Source organism: Streptomyces sp. JB150 (genome assembly GCF_011193355.1).
GTDB lineage: Bacteria > Actinomycetota > Actinomycetes > Streptomycetales > Streptomycetaceae > Streptomyces.
In genome coordinates this window covers 2,838,850-2,852,765 of record NZ_CP049780.1, presented here as the reverse complement: position 1 = coordinate 2,852,765, position 13,916 = coordinate 2,838,850, and the positions used below count along the sequence as shown (strand labels likewise).

Genomic DNA, 13,916 nt, shown 5'->3' with positions numbered 1-13,916 from the left:
ATCAGGGCCATGGAAAGCAGCAGCGCCCCGTCGGGCGGCAGCACCCGCCGCGAGGCCACCCGGCAGAAGCTCTACGAGGCGGCCGTGACCCTCATCGCCGAGCAGGGCTTCTCGGCCACCACGGTGGACGAGATCGCCGAACGCGCGGGGGTCGCCAAGGGCACGGTGTACTACAACTTCGCCAGCAAGTCGGTCCTCTTCGAGGAGCTGCTGCGGCACGGGGTGGGCCTGCTCACCGCCTCGCTGAAGGAGGCGGCGGAGCAGACCGAGCGCAGCGGCGGCAGCCGGGTCGACGCGCTGGACGCGATGATCCGCGCGGGGCTGGGGTTCATCGCCCGGTACCCCGCCTTCACCCAGCTGTACGTGGCGGAGCTGTGGCGCACCAACCGGGCCTGGCAGTCCACCCTGATGGTGGTGCGCCGGCAGGTGGTGGCGGTGGTCGAGGACGTGCTCCGCGCGGGCGTGGAGAACGGCGAGCTGGCCGAGGAGATCGACATCCAGCTGACCGCGGCGGCGCTGGTCGGCATGGTCCTGGTGGCCGCCCTGGACTGGCAGTCCTTCCAGCCCGAGCGCACCCTCGACGACGTCCACGCGGCGCTGTCGCGGCTGCTCCAGGGGCGGGTGAGCGGGCGCCGCTGAGCGCCGCGGAACGGCGAAGGCGCCGGTCCGGCGTGGCCGCGTCCCCCGCGGGCCACTGCTCAGACCGGCGCCTGCCGGTTCCCCCGTTTCCCCCGTTCCCCCGTACTCCCCCGTTTCCCCCGTACGTTCCCCCGTCGGACGCCCGTTGCGGTCGTCCCCCGGGTGTTCCCCCCCGTGCCTCGCATCCGCCGACCGGGGCCGGCGGACGGAGCGGATCGAGGGCCGCTCCGTTCCGGCGCCCCGTGTCGCCGGTGCCGGAGCCGTGCCCCTTCTCCGTGCCTCCACTCTCTCGTCCGCGCGGGCCGCTCCCCATCCGCGCGCGTACTCATCTCGGCACCTAGGTACGGATACTCAGCCCCGCGCGCTCGCCCCGGTCCCGGTCGGGGGTGCGGCCGGAGTGACTGGCGGTGGCGGCGGCTAAAGTCGCCGGCATGGCACGGATTGCGGTGATCGGCGCCGGGATGGGCGCGATGGCGGCCGCCGCCCGGCTGGCCGTCGCGGGCCACCGGGTGGCGGTGTACGAGCGGACGGACACGTACGGCGGCGCGCTGCGCCGGCGGGAGCGCGACGGCTTCCGCTTCGACACGGGACCGGGGCTGCTGCCCCTGCCCGCGGTCTACCGCGATCTGTTCGTCAAGACCGGCAAGGAGCCGCTGGAGGAGTGTGTCGGGCTGGTCCAGGTGGACCCCTCGGCGCGCCATGTCTTCCCGGACGGCACGGCGGTCTGGTTGCCGAACGCCTCCCGCGCGGGCGTGGTCGCCGCGCTGGACGAGGCGCTCGGCGCGGGCGCGGGTGACCGCTGGGGCGACTTCCTGGTGCGGGCCCGCGAGGCGTGGGACCGCACCCGCCGACCGCTCCTGGAGGAGCCGTTGTGGCCGAACTGGCAGGTGCTGGCGGAGAAGGAGCCGTATCCGGCGGTCCCCCACAGGCGGTTGCTGCGCACCCGCCGGGCCGGCACGCTCGCCGAGATCGGCGCCTGGGAGCTGCGCGACCCCCGCCTGGCCGCCCTGCTGGACAGCCACGCCCTGGCCTACGGGCTGGACCCGCGCGTTACCCCGGCGAGCGCGGCGGTGCTGCCGTACATGGAGCACGCCTTCGGCACCTGGTACGTCCGCGGCGGTCTGCGCGAGCTGGCCCGCGCGGTGTACGACCGCTGCCTCGCCCGCCGGGTCGAGTTCCACTTCGGCGCGCAGGTCGCGCGGGTGCTGGAGAAGGACGGCCGCGCGGTGGGCGTGGAGCTGGCCGGCGGCGCGGTCGCGGAGGCGGACTTCGTGGTCGCCGGGGTCGACCCGGGCACGCTGGACCGGGTCGCCGGGAACCTGCCGGTGCGGCGCGCGGGCGAGGTGCCGGCCCGGCGCGGACTGCCCAGCCGGCTGACGGTGCTGCTGGCGCTGCGCGGCGCCCGGCCGCAGGGGACGGCGCACCGGACGGTCGTGCATCCGCGGGACCGGGACGCCGAGCCGGTCCACGTGTTCGACGGCGGGCCGGGGTCGGCGGCCGAGCCGACGGTCACCGTGTTGCGCCCGGACGACCCGGAGCTGGTCCCGGACGCGGACCACGAGGCGGTCACCCTGACGGCCGCCGTCCCGGCGGGTGCCGCCGGGGAGGAGCTGCGGCGGCACGCGGAGCGCATGATCGCGGCCGCCGAGCGGGCCGTGCCCGACCTGCGCGAGCGGCTGCTGTGGCACGAGCTGTGCACTCCGGCCGACATCGCCGAGGCGACCGGCGCGGCGGACGGGGCCGTCCCGGCGCCGGCGCTGGCCGCGGACGGGGGGCGGCTGCTGCATCCGGGAAACCCCACGGGCGTGGCGGGGCTGTTCACCGTGGGCGGCTGGTCCCACCCGGGCGGCGGACTGCCGCACGCGGGGATGTCGGGCGCGCTGGTCGCCGGTCTGATCGTGGAGGGGCCGGGTTTCCGCGGCTCGCAGTGAGCCCGCGGCGGACCGGAGCCGCGCGGTGAGTCCCGCGCGGCACGTCACTCAGAAGCGGTACCGCTCGTCGTAGCCCTGACCCTGCGCCTGGCCGTCGCCGGGGTAGCCGTACGGCTGCTCCGGCGGCAGCTCGCCGCCCAGCGGGTCGTCGGTGGTGCGCTGCTGCGGGACCCACACCCCGCCGGGCGAGGTCTCGCCCCCGTGGCCGCCGGCGTACTGGTCCTGGCCGTAGACCTGCTGGCCGTACTGCGTGTCGTAGGCCGGGTCGTACGCGGCGCCGCTGTAGGTCTGGGTGCCGATGTACGGGTCGGAGTAGGCGGCGTACTGCTGCTGGCCGGTGGTGTCGTAACCGTACTGCTGCGGGTAGGCGGCGTAGCCGTCGTAGCCGTAGCCCTGGTCGGCGGTCTGCGCGGTGGCCGCGTACTGGTCCTGGGCGTACACACCGTAGGAGCCGGTCTCGTCGGGCAGCGGCTGCGGCTCGTAGACGGCGGTGGTCTCGGCGGCGCTGGGGGCGGCGGCGGGGCGGGCGGGGGTGAACACGTCGTCGCGGTCCGCGTCGTCGCCGTAGGACCCGCTGTCGTCACGCTGCGTGCTGTCCGCGTACTCGCCCGCCTGGAGGTCGGACACCTCCAGGGTGGGGTCCTGGCGGTCCCGGCGGTTGCGCTTGCCGCCGCCGAGGACCGGGCGGGAGGTGACCGCCCAGCCGGCCGCGAAGCCGCGGCGGAACGACAGCGTGACGTAGGTCTGCCCGACCGCGAACGCGGCGGCACCCAGTCCGATCACGACGACGGACGGGATCAGTACACCGACGACGACACCGAGGAAGCCGACGAACGCCAGCAGCCGCCAGCGAAGCCGTGCCTTGTACTGCAGCAGCACTTCGCCGAGCAGCCACAGCGCGACGATGCCGAACGCGATGTAGAGGACCGTCCAGCCCATGTACGCCCCTCTCCAGTGGCCGCTACGCAGTGTGTCGTACGACTGTGCGACCGGTCTAGGCCTGCGGCGGGTGGTGCAGGCCGAGATTCTCGTAGATTTCCAGTGTCGCCGTGGAGTTGTTGAGCGTGATGAAGTGCAGTCCGGGCACTCCCTCGGCCAGCAGCCGAGCGCAGAACTCCGTGGCGAAGTCGATGCCAATGGAGCGTACAGCGGCGGGATTGTCTTTCGCTGTGAGGATCCGCTCTTTCAGCGCGGCCGGGAAGGCGGCGTTGGTCAGGGACGGGATCCGCTCCAGCGTCTTGACGCTGGCGATGGGCATGACCTCGGGGATGATCGGCGTGTCGCAGCCGGCCGCGCTGACCCGGTCGCGCAGCCGCAGATAGTCCTCGGGGTGGAAGAACATCTGAGTGATGGCATAGTCGGCGCCCGCGCGGCACTTGTCGACGAAGTGGCGGACGTCGGTGTCCCAGTCGGTGGAGCGCGGGTGCATCGCGGGGAAGGCCGCGACGCCGACGCAGAAGTCGCCCGAGTTCTTGATCAGTTCGACCAGCTCGGCGGCGTAGGTGAGGCCCTCGGGGTGCCGCACCCACTCGCCCATCGGGTCGCCGGGCGGGTCGCCGCGCAGCGCGAGCATGTTGCGGATCCCGGCGTCGGCGTACTGCCCGATGATGTTGCGGAGGTCGGCCACCGAGTGGTCGACGGCGGTGAGGTGGGCGATGGGGGTGAGGGTGGTGTCCGAGGCGATGGCCTCGGTCGCCTTGACGGTGCCCGCGCGGGTGGAGCCGCCGGCGCCGTAGGTCACGGAGACGAAGTCCGGCGCCACGGCCTCGACCCGGCGCAGCGCGTTCCACAGCATCCGCTCGCCCTTCGGGGTCTTCGGGGCGTAGAACTCGAACGAGTACGTCGTCTTGCCGGTCGCGAGCATGTCGCGCACGGTCGGGGCGTGGTCCGACCTGGTGGATGCGGTGCCGAGGGCCATACGGGCAGGTTAGCCAGGGGGCGGGGGTCACCCAACCGGAGCCGGAGAATTTGCCCGATTCGTCGCTTTGTTGTCCACCCCTTGGACAGACCGGCGGACAGACCGGCCGGCGCGGTGGCGGACCGACCGGCCGGCGCGGTGGCGGACCGACCGGCCGGCGCGGTGGCGGAAAACCGCTCCTACGGAGTATCCCGCAGCCGCTTGGCCAGCTCCGCCGCCGCGGCGCCCGGGTCGTCCGCCTCGGTGATCGCGCGGACCACGACCACCCGGCGGGCGCCCGCGTCCAGGACCTGGTCCAGGTTGGCGAGGTCGATGCCGCCGATGGCGAACCAGGGACGGTCGGTGCCCAGGGCGGCGGTGTACCGCACCAGGCCGAGGCCGGGGGCGTGGCGGCCGGGCTTGGTGGGGGTGGGCCAGCAGGGGCCCGTGCAGAAGTAGTCCACGCCGTCCTGGACGGCGGCGGCGGCCGCCTCGGACTCGGCGTGCGTGGAGCGGCCTATGAGGACGTCGGCGCCGAGGATGGCGCGGGCCGCGGGGACCGGGAGGTCGCCCTGTCCGAGGTGGAGGACGTCCGCGCGGGCGGCGTGGGCGACGTCCGCGCGGTCGTTGACCGCGAGGAGCTTGCCGTGCCGGGCGCAGGCGTCGGCGAAGACCGCCAGGTGCTCCAGCTCCTCGGCCGCCTCCATGCCCTTGTCGCGCAGCTGCACGATGTCGACACCGCCGGCCAGCACCGCGTCCAGGAACTCGGGCAGGTCGCCCTGGCGCTTGCGGGCGTCCGTGCACAGGTAGAGCCGGGCGTCGGCGAGGCGGGCGCGTGCGGTGGTGGCGGTGTCGGGCATGGGTCCCCCCGTTGTCGGTGGCGTACGGGCCGCGGGCTGCGGTGAACCACGGCGTGGCCCCGTGCGCGCCGCGGCCCGTACTCCGGACGGTCGGTCAGCGTTCTTCGTTCGGTGTGCTCGGATCAGACGGCGAGCGCCTGGGCCCGGCGCTTCACCTCCGTGCCGCGATTCTCGCTGAGGGCCTGCGCGGGGGTGCCGGGCAGGCTGTCATCGGGGGTGAAGAGCCACTCCAGCATCTCTTCGTCCGTGAAGCCGTCGTCCCGCAGCAGCGTCAGGGTCCCGGACAGGCCCTTGACGACCTTGTCCCCGTCGATGAAGGCGGCGGGGACGTGCAGCGCGCGGTTCTCACCACGGCGTACGGCGATGAGCTGGCCGTCCTTGACCAGCTGCCGCACACGCGTCACCTCGACGCCGAGCTTTTCGGCGATGTCGGGGAGGGTGAGCCAGGCGGGGACGAGAGCATCGATCTTTGCGTCAATCTCGGTCACGTCACCAAGCCTGCCATCCCGCACTGACACTCGGTACCCAGGGCACCCGCGGCAGGGCCGACGGAGTGTGCGGCAGACCCGCACGGGTGCCGGATGTCACCGGACGGCAGCGCGGGGCGCGGGTCACGCCGTCGCGGACTTCAGCGGCCGGCTCGGGTCGGTGAGGAGGCGGGGGTCCATGGGGGTGGCGGACTCGATCAGGCGGCGGCCCTGGGCCAGGTCGCGGGGGCGGCCCACCGCCAGCAGGGCGACCAGGCGGTGGTCACGGAGCCAGCAGACCGTCCAGGCGGGTCCGGACGGGTCCCCGCGCCAGAGCAGGGTGTCGGCGGAGGCGTGGTGGCCGGCGTACTGGACGAAGCGGCCGAACTGCTCGGACCAGAAGTACGGGACCGGGTCGTAGACCGCGGTGGGTTCCCCCGTGGCCGCGCCGAGGATGTTCGCGGCGACCGTGCGGGGGCCCTGGAGGGCGTTGTCCCAGTGGTGGACGAGCAGGCGCTCGCCGTACCGCGCGGAGGGGAAGGACGCGCAGTCGCCGACGGCGTAGACGTCCGGGGCGGAGGTGCGCAGACCGGCGTCCGCCACGACCTCGCCCCGGGCCCCCAGCTCGATGCCGGAGCCCGCCAGCCAGGCGGTGGCGGGGCGGGCGCCGATGCCGACGACCACGGCCCCGGCGGGCAGCCGCGTCCCGTCGTCGAGGAGCACCGCGCCGGGCTCGACGCCCGCCACGCGCGTGCGCGTGCGCAGGTCCGCCCCGGCGTCGGCGTACCAGGCGGCCATCGGCGCCGCGACCTCGGCGGGCAGCGCGCCCGCCAGGGGATGGTCCGCGGCCTCCACGACGGTGACCGCGCAGCCCGCCTCCCGCGCGGCGGTGGCGAACTCCGCGCCGATCCAGCCCGCGCCGACGACCACGATGTCGTGCTGCCGGCCGAGCACCGGCCGCAGCCGTTCGGCGTCGTCCAGGGTGCGCAGCAGATGCACCCCCGGCACGCCCTCGGCGCCCGGCAGCCGGACCGGTTCGGCGCCGGTGGCGACCACCAGGACGTCGTACGGCACGGGCCCGGCCTCGGTGTCCAGCTGGTGGTCGGCGGGGCGCACCCCGCGCACCTCGCGGCCGAGGTGGAGGTCGATGCCGAGCGCCTCGAAGTCGACGTCGAAGGCGGAGCCCTCGGCCGTGCCGAGCAGGACGGCCTTGGACAGCGGGGGCCGGTCGTACGGCTGGTGGGGTTCCGCGCCGATCAGCGTCACCGTGCCGGAAAACCCCTGCTCCCGCAGGGCGACCGCGGTCTGCACCCCGGCCATGCCGGCGCCCGCCACGACCACCCGCCGCGGCGCGGACGCCTCCCGTTCCGGAGCCTCCCCCGCCCGCGACAGCACTGCCCGCGTCCCCCGCTCCTGCGTCTGCTCGCTCACCTGATCACCATAGTCGTCACCCTAGACACCTGACGCTTCGTCAGTCACCGCTCCCGCGTGGTGACCTGCTCCACAACGCTGGTCCCGCTGCCCTCCCGGGACTCCCACTCCCAGGTCTCCTCCAGCCGCACCCGCCCGTCGGGCAGCTCCACCACGCGCGACACGCAGTGCCCGCAGGCCGTCGTCCCGTCGTGCCGCAGCTGGACGTACCGGAAGTCCAGCCGGTCGCCCCGGCGGGTACCCACCAGGTACCCGCGCGCGATGTCGCCGCCCTCGTACTCGGCCCAGATCTCGCCGTCCCGTTCGTGGTAGCGGAACCGGGTGCCCGTGCCCACCTGGCCGGGGGCCTGGTCGGCGACGGGGGCGAGGACGAGACCGTCGAGGCTGCGGGCCACGGGCGGAGGCTCCCTTACTGAGACTTACGGCGTCGGGCTAGGGTGGCCAACGTAAAGCACTCGCGGGAGCCCGGACGCACCGGGCTGAGAGGGAGGCTGGCGGCCTCCGACCGTACGAACCTGATCCGGGTCATGCCGGCGAAGGGAGGGGCTGGACGCCCATGTCGCGTACGTCCGACACATCCGACGTCACCTCCGATGTCAGCCCTGACATCACCCCTGAGGTCTCCGATGTCAGCCCTGAGGTCACCTCCGGCACCGCCCCCGAGGTCACCACCGACGTCACCTCACCCGCGGCCCCCGACGTCCTGGTCGTCGGCGGCGGGATCATCGGTCTGGTCACGGCCTGGCGAGCCGCGCAGCGCGGGTTCGCCACGGCGGTGCTCGACCCGGAGCCGGGCGGCGGGGCCGCCCAGGTGGCGGCCGGGATGCTGGCCGCCGTCACCGAACTCCACTACGGCGAGCAGACCCTGCTCGGCCTGAATCTGGCCTCGGCCCGCCGCTACCCGGAGTTCGCGGCCGAGCTGACCGACCTCACCGGCCACGACCTCGGCTACCGCCAGTGCGGCACGCTCGCCGTCGCGCTGGACGCCGACGACCGCGCCCACCTGCGCGAACTGCACACCCTGCAACGCGAGTCCGGGCTCGACTCCGAGTGGCTGTCGGGGCGCGAGTGCCGGCGCCTGGAGCCGATGCTCGCGCCCGGCGTGCGCGGGGGCCTGCGGGTCGACGGCGACCACCAGATCGACCCGCGGCGGCTCGCGGCCGCCCTGGTCGCCGCCTGCGAGCGCTCCGGGGTGGTGTTCCACCGGGTCCGCGCGGAGCGGCTCACCGTCGTACGGGACCGCGCCACGGGCGTGGTCACCGCCGACGGCACCGCGCTGGCCGCCGGGCAGGTGGTGCTCGCCGCCGGCAGCCTCAGCGGGCGCCTGGCGGGTGTCCCCGAGGCCGTGGTGCCGCCGGTGCGGCCGGTGAAGGGGCAGGTGGTGCGGCTGACCGTGCCCGCGCGGTACGCGCCGTTCCTGAGCCGGACCGTGCGGGCCGTGGTGCGCGGCAGCCACGTCTACCTGGTGCCGCGCGAGAACGGCGAGCTGGTCGTCGGCGCCACCAGCGAGGAGCTGGGCTGGGACACCACGGTGACCGCGGGCGGCGTCTACGAGCTGCTGCGCGACGCCCACGAGCTGGTGCCCGGCATCACCGAGCTGCCGCTGACGGAGACCCGCGCGGGGCTGCGCCCCGGCTCCCCCGACAACGCGCCGCTGCTCGGCCCGACCGGCCTCGACGGACTGCTGCTGGCCACCGGCCACTACCGCAACGGGGTGCTGCTGACCCCGGTGACCGGCGACGCGCTCGCGCACGCCCTGGTCACCGGCGAACTGCCGAAGGAGGCCCGCCCGTTCACGCCGAAGCGTTTCCGCGAGGCGGCCTCGAAGCCCGCACGCGCGCAGAGCACCCCCCTTGCCCACTCCCCCTCGCAGCCCGCCCTCACGGAGCAGCCCGCATGAACATCTCGGTCAACGGCGAGACCCGCGAGGTCGCGCCCGGCACGGCGCTCGACGCCGTCGTCCGCACGCTCACCACCGCGCCCTCCGGCGTGGCCGCCGCCCTCAACGAAACCGTCGTCCCGCGCGGACAGTGGGCGACGACCGCGCTCTCCGACGGAGACCGCGTCGAAGTCCTCACCGCCGTCCAAGGAGGCTGACCCATGGCCGACGACCCCTTCGTCCTCGGTGGTACGACCTTCACGTCCCGGCTGATCATGGGCACCGGCGGCGCGCCCAGCCTGGAGGTCCTGGAGCGGGCCCTGGTGGCCTCCGGGACCGAGCTGACGACGGTCGCGATGCGACGGGTCGACCCCGGCGTGCACGGCTCGGTGCTCTCCGTGCTCGACAGGCTGGGCATCCGGGTGCTGCCGAACACCGCGGGCTGCTTCACCGCCGGCGAGGCGGTGCTCACCGCGCGGCTGGCGCGGGAGGCGCTGGGCACCGACCTGATCAAGCTGGAGGTCATCGCCGACGAGCGCACCCTGCTGCCGGACCCGATCGAGCTGCTGGAGGCCGCCGAGACGCTGGTCGACGACGGCTTCACCGTGCTGCCGTACACCAATGACGACCCGGTGCTGGCGCGCAGGCTGGAGGACGTGGGCTGCGCGGCGATCATGCCGCTCGGCTCCCCCATCGGCTCCGGGCTCGGCATCCGCAACCCGCACAACTTCCAGCTGATCGTCGAGCACGCGCGCGTGCCGGTGATCCTGGACGCGGGCGCCGGCACGGCGTCCGACGCCGCGCTCGCCATGGAGCTGGGCTGCGCCGGTGTGATGCTCGCCTCGGCGGTCACCCGCGCCCAGCAGCCGGTGCTGATGGCGGAGGCGATGCGGCACGCGGTCGAGGCGGGCCGGCTGGCCCACCGCGCGGGCCGTATCCCCCGCCGCCACTTCGCGGAGGCGTCCTCCCCGGTGGAGGGCCGGGCCCACCTGGACCCGGAGCGCCCGGCGTTCTGATCCGCCCCATCCCGGGACCGCCGTCCCGGGGTCGGTCACAGCTCTGCTGCAGTCCGCCCCCGGGGCCGTTGTGACGGCAGGCGGTGTCGGTGGCGGCTCGTAGACTCACCCGCGTGGACACGACCCTTCAGGACCCTCTGGTCGGGCAGCTGCTCGACGGCCGATACCGCGTCGACGCGCGGATCGCGGTCGGCGGGATGGCCACGGTCTACCGGGCCGTGGACACCCGCCTGGACCGCGTGCTCGCGCTGAAGGTCATGCACCCCACGCTGGCGGCCGACGCGTCGTTCGTGGACCGGTTCATCCGGGAGGCCAAGTCGGTCGCCCGGCTGGCCCACCCCAACGTGGTGCAGGTCTTCGACCAGGGCACCGACGGGTCGTACGTCTATCTGGCCATGGAGTACGTCGCCGGGTGCACCCTGCGCGACGTGCTGCGCGAGCGCGGGGCGCTCCAGCCGAGGGCCGCGCTCGACATCCTGGAGCCGGTGCTTGCCGCGCTGGGCGCCGCGCACCGCGCGGGGTTCGTGCACCGGGACATGAAGCCGGAGAACGTGCTGATCGGGGACGACGGCCGGGTGAAGGTCGCCGACTTCGGGCTGGTCCGCTCGGTCGGCACCGTCACCAGCACCACCGGCGCCGTCCTCGGCACGGTCTCCTACCTGGCCCCCGAGCAGATCGAGCACGGCACCGCCGACCCGCGCGTGGACGTCTACGCCTGCGGCGTGATGCTGTACGAGATGCTGACCGGCGGCAAGCCGCACACCGGCGAGACCCCGGCCCAGGTGCTGTACCAGCACCTCCACGCGGACGTCCCGCCGCCCTCGGCGGCCGTTCCGGGCCTGCCGTACGAGCTGGACGAGCTGACCGCCTCGGCGACCGCCCGCACCCCGGACCTGCGGCCGCACGACGCGGTGGCGCTGCTCGCCCAGGCGCGCGAGGCCCGCGCGGCGCTGAGCGCGGACCAGCTCGACGCGGTCCCGCCGCAGGCCCTGGCGGCGGAGCACGACAACGCGGAGGACCGCACGAGCGTGATCCCGCGCGCGCTGACCACCCCCTTGCGCGTGCTGCCGGTGGACGGGGACGACGAGGACCCCGCGGTGCGGTCCGACCGGACCAGCCGGCTGGAGCGCCCGCCCGTCCCGGCGCCCCGGCGCCGTCCCCGGCCGCCGCGCGCGGTGGTCACGGTCGCCGCCGCCGTCCTGCTGGTCCTCGGCCTCGGCGCCGGCGTCTGGTACATCAACTCGGGGCAGTTCACGCGCGTGCCCGCGGTGCTCGGCAAGACGCAGGAGCAGGCCGAGGCGCGGCTCACGGACGCCGGCCTGGAGGTCGGTGACGTCGAGCACGCGTACAGCGACACGGTCAGGCCCGGCACGATCATCAGCACGGACCCCGAGCCGGGCAGCCGCATACGGCAGAACGACTCGGTGACGCTGACCGTCTCCGACGGCCCGCAGACCGTGAAGGTGCCGAACCTGGCGGGCTACCGCCTGGACAAGGCGCGGGACGTGCTGAAGGACGAGGGCCTGGAGCCGGGCATGGTCACCCGGGAGTTCAGCGACGAGGTGGAGCGGGGCTTCGTGATCGGCACCGAGCCGGTCGCGGGCACCGAGCGCAAGGCGGGCTCCGCCATCGCGCTCACCGTCAGCAAGGGCAGCCCGGTGGACGTCCCGGACGTCGTCGGGCAGGACCTCGCCGACGCGCGGGAGCAGCTGGCACAGGCCGGTCTGAAGGTGCGGGTCGCCGAGCGGCGGGTGCACTCGGAGTACGAGCAGGGCCAGGTCGCCCGGCAGTCCCCGGGCGCGGGCGACAGGGCCGCCGAGGGGGACACGGTGACCCTCACGGTGTCCAAGGGCCCGGTGATGGTCGAGGTCCCGGACGTGGTCGGGGACAGCGTCGACGAGGCGAAGGACAAGCTGGAGGCCGCCGGTTTCCAGGTCGACGAGGACCGCGGGCTGCTGGGCCTGTTCGGCGACACGGTCAAGGAGCAATCGGTGGCGGGCGGCGAGCAGGCGCCCGAGGGCTCGACGATCACCATCACCATCCGCTGACGGCCGGCCGGTCCCGGCCGGGCTCCCGGTCCGTTCCCGGTGCGCTCTCCGTCCGCTCCCGGCCGGCGAGGCGTCGCTCACACCGGCCGCCGGGCGGTGCGGGCCACGGGACGCGCCATGACACCCTGAACGGGTGAAGAGTGAACTTCCCGGCCCCCTCCACGACCTCCCCGGCCGCCGGCGCAACCCCGTCGGCAGCCATGTCCCCGTGGCCGGTGGCCTCAGCTCGGTGGGCCTGTCGTACGCCCGCGACATCGGGGCCGAGACCGTGCAGGTCTTCGTCGCGAACCCGCGCGGCTGGGCCACCCCGGCCGGCAACGCGCGGCAGGACGAGGAGTTCCGGGCGGCGTGCGCGGCGGAGTCGGTCCCGGCGTACGTCCACGCGCCATATCTGATCAACTTCGGTTCGCACACCGAGGCGACCGTGGAGCGGTCGGTGGAGTCGCTGCGGCACTCGCTGCGGCGCGGGCGGGAGATCGGCGCGCTCGGCGTGGTGGTGCACACAGGCAGCGCGACCGGCGGCCGGGACCGGTCGGTGGCGCTGCAGCAGGTGCGCGCGCACCTGCTGCCGCTGCTGGACGAGCTGACCCACGACGACGACCCGTTCCTGCTGCTGGAGTCGACGGCCGGCCAGGGCTCCTCGCTCTGCTCGCGGACCTGGGACTTCGAACCGTACTTCGAGGCGCTGGACGCGCATCCGAAGCTGGGCGTGTGCCTGGACACCTGCCACATCTTCGCCGCCGGGCACGACCTGACCGGCCCCAGCGGCATGCACCAGACGCTCGATCTGCTGGTGGAGACGGTCGGCGAGGGCCGGCTGAAGCTGATCCACGCCAACGACTCCAAGGACGTCGTCGGCGCGCACAAGGACCGGCACGCGAACATCGGCGCCGGTCACATCGGCGAGGACCCGTTCCGGGCGCTGATGACGCATCCCGCCACCGAGGGCGTCCCGCTGATCATCGAGACGCCCGGCGGCAAGGAGGGCCACGCGGCGGACGTGGAGCGTCTGAAGAAGCTGCGGGAGGCCGGCTAGCCCCGCAGGGTCACAGCTCGGGGCCCTCTCCGGGTTCCTCCTGGTAGGAGTAGCGCTGTTCCTTCCAGGGGTCGCCGATGTTGTGGTAGCCGCGCTCCTCCCAGAAGCCGCGGCGGTCGGCGGTCATGTACTCCACGCCGCGCACCCACTTGGGGCCCTTCCAGGCGTACAGGTGCGGCACGACCAGACGCAGCGGGAAGCCGTGCTCGGCGGTGAGCAGCTCGCCGTCCTTGTGGGTGGCGAAGATCGTGCGCTCGGCGGCGAAGTCGGACAGCCGCAGATTCGAGCTGAAGCCGTATTCCGCCCACACCATCACATGGGTGACATTCTCGGCGGGCGGGGCGATCTCCAGGATGGTCCGCGCGGGAATGCCGCCCCACTCCGCGCCCAGCATGCTGAACTTCGTCACGCAGTGCAGATCGGCGACCACGGTGGTGTACGGCAGGGCCGTGAACTCCTCGTGGGTCCAGCAGTGCTTCTCACCGTCGGCGGTGGCCCCGAAGACCCTGAACTCCCAGCGCTCGGGCCGGAACCTGGGCACCGGCCCGTAGTGCGTGACCGGCCAGCCGCGCTGCACTCGCTGCCCCGGCGGAAGCTCGGACCGTGCTGCTTCTCCTGTTTCGCGCTCCACCGGATGACCCATGTCTCCATCCTGACAGACCCCGGCCGGTGCACAGGACCAGGCGGGTCCGTAAACGGGCAACTACCACTA

Annotated in this window: 14 protein-coding genes and 1 riboswitch; of the genes, 7 read left to right on the top strand and 7 right to left on the bottom strand. The window is 74.1% G+C overall.

What is annotated here, in order from left to right; genetic code table 11:
• Positions 1 to 9 precede the first annotated feature (9 nt).
• Positions 10 to 639, top strand: coding sequence for a TetR family transcriptional regulator (locus G7Z13_RS13395; RefSeq protein ID WP_165999062.1), 630 nt, complete (start codon positions 10 to 12; stop codon positions 637 to 639).
• A gap of 431 nt (positions 640 to 1,070) precedes the next feature.
• On the top strand, positions 1,071 to 2,570 hold the full coding sequence (locus tag G7Z13_RS13390) for an NAD(P)/FAD-dependent oxidoreductase (RefSeq protein ID WP_165999060.1): 1,500 nt from the start codon (positions 1,071 to 1,073) through the stop codon (positions 2,568 to 2,570).
• A gap of 48 nt (positions 2,571 to 2,618) precedes the next feature.
• Here the strand turns inward: G7Z13_RS13390 and G7Z13_RS13385 are convergent, their stop codons facing one another.
• The 6 genes from G7Z13_RS13385 to G7Z13_RS13360 form a co-directional block, all read right to left on the bottom strand.
• Positions 2,619 to 3,509 (bottom strand): hypothetical protein, encoded by an 891-nt coding sequence (locus tag G7Z13_RS13385; RefSeq protein WP_165999058.1) that lies wholly within the window; start codon positions 3,507 to 3,509, stop codon positions 2,619 to 2,621.
• Positions 3,510 to 3,564: 55 nt separating this feature from the next.
• Positions 3,565 to 4,488 (bottom strand): methylenetetrahydrofolate reductase [NAD(P)H], encoded by a 924-nt coding sequence (gene metF / locus G7Z13_RS13380; RefSeq protein ID WP_165999056.1) that lies wholly within the window; start codon positions 4,486 to 4,488, stop codon positions 3,565 to 3,567.
• Between the two features lie 179 nt (positions 4,489 to 4,667).
• Positions 4,668 to 5,327: a thiamine phosphate synthase gene (thiE, locus tag G7Z13_RS13375; RefSeq protein WP_165999054.1), complete on the bottom strand. Its 660-nt coding sequence runs from the start codon at positions 5,325 to 5,327 to the stop codon at positions 4,668 to 4,670.
• A gap of 122 nt (positions 5,328 to 5,449) precedes the next feature.
• Positions 5,450 to 5,815 (bottom strand): Rv2175c family DNA-binding protein, encoded by a 366-nt coding sequence (locus G7Z13_RS13370; protein WP_165999052.1) that lies wholly within the window; start codon positions 5,813 to 5,815, stop codon positions 5,450 to 5,452.
• Positions 5,816 to 5,938: 123 nt separating this feature from the next.
• Positions 5,939 to 7,186, bottom strand: coding sequence for an FAD-dependent oxidoreductase (locus G7Z13_RS13365; RefSeq protein WP_277347438.1), 1,248 nt, complete (start codon positions 7,184 to 7,186; stop codon positions 5,939 to 5,941).
• A gap of 83 nt (positions 7,187 to 7,269) precedes the next feature.
• Complete coding sequence (locus G7Z13_RS13360; protein WP_165999050.1) at positions 7,270 to 7,620, bottom strand: hypothetical protein; 351 nt, start codon at positions 7,618 to 7,620, stop codon at positions 7,270 to 7,272.
• 52 nt (positions 7,621 to 7,672) lie between these two features.
• Positions 7,673 to 7,784: riboswitch (TPP riboswitch) on the top strand.
• Here G7Z13_RS13360 and thiO point away from each other — a divergent pair.
• The 5 genes from thiO (at position 7,782) to G7Z13_RS13335 (ending at position 13,204) form a co-directional block, all read left to right on the top strand.
• Complete coding sequence (gene thiO, locus G7Z13_RS13355) at positions 7,782 to 9,125, top strand: glycine oxidase ThiO (protein ID WP_240926198.1); 1,344 nt, start codon at positions 7,782 to 7,784, stop codon at positions 9,123 to 9,125. (Overlaps the previous riboswitch by 3 nt.)
• Positions 9,122 to 9,322, top strand: a complete 201-nt coding sequence (thiS, locus tag G7Z13_RS13350) for a sulfur carrier protein ThiS (protein ID WP_165999047.1) — start codon at positions 9,122 to 9,124, stop codon at positions 9,320 to 9,322. The genes thiO and thiS overlap by 4 nt, the downstream gene beginning before the upstream one ends.
• 3 nt (positions 9,323 to 9,325) lie before the next feature.
• Positions 9,326 to 10,120, top strand: coding sequence for a thiazole synthase (locus G7Z13_RS13345; RefSeq protein WP_165999045.1), 795 nt, complete (start codon positions 9,326 to 9,328; stop codon positions 10,118 to 10,120).
• Positions 10,121 to 10,233: 113 nt separating this feature from the next.
• Complete coding sequence (pknB, locus tag G7Z13_RS13340; protein ID WP_165999042.1) at positions 10,234 to 12,168, top strand: Stk1 family PASTA domain-containing Ser/Thr kinase; 1,935 nt, start codon at positions 10,234 to 10,236, stop codon at positions 12,166 to 12,168.
• Between the two features lie 133 nt (positions 12,169 to 12,301).
• Positions 12,302 to 13,204 carry a deoxyribonuclease IV gene (locus tag G7Z13_RS13335; RefSeq protein ID WP_165999040.1) on the top strand — a complete coding sequence of 301 codons (903 nt, stop codon included), beginning with the start codon at positions 12,302 to 12,304 and terminating at the stop codon, positions 13,202 to 13,204.
• A 10-nt stretch (positions 13,205 to 13,214) separates the two neighbouring features.
• Here G7Z13_RS13335 and G7Z13_RS13330 read toward each other — a convergent pair whose 3' ends face one another.
• Entirely contained in the window at positions 13,215 to 13,847 is a 633-nt protein-coding gene (locus tag G7Z13_RS13330; RefSeq protein WP_165999038.1) for a sulfite oxidase-like oxidoreductase, read from the bottom strand.
• Positions 13,848 to 13,916 lie beyond the last annotated feature (69 nt).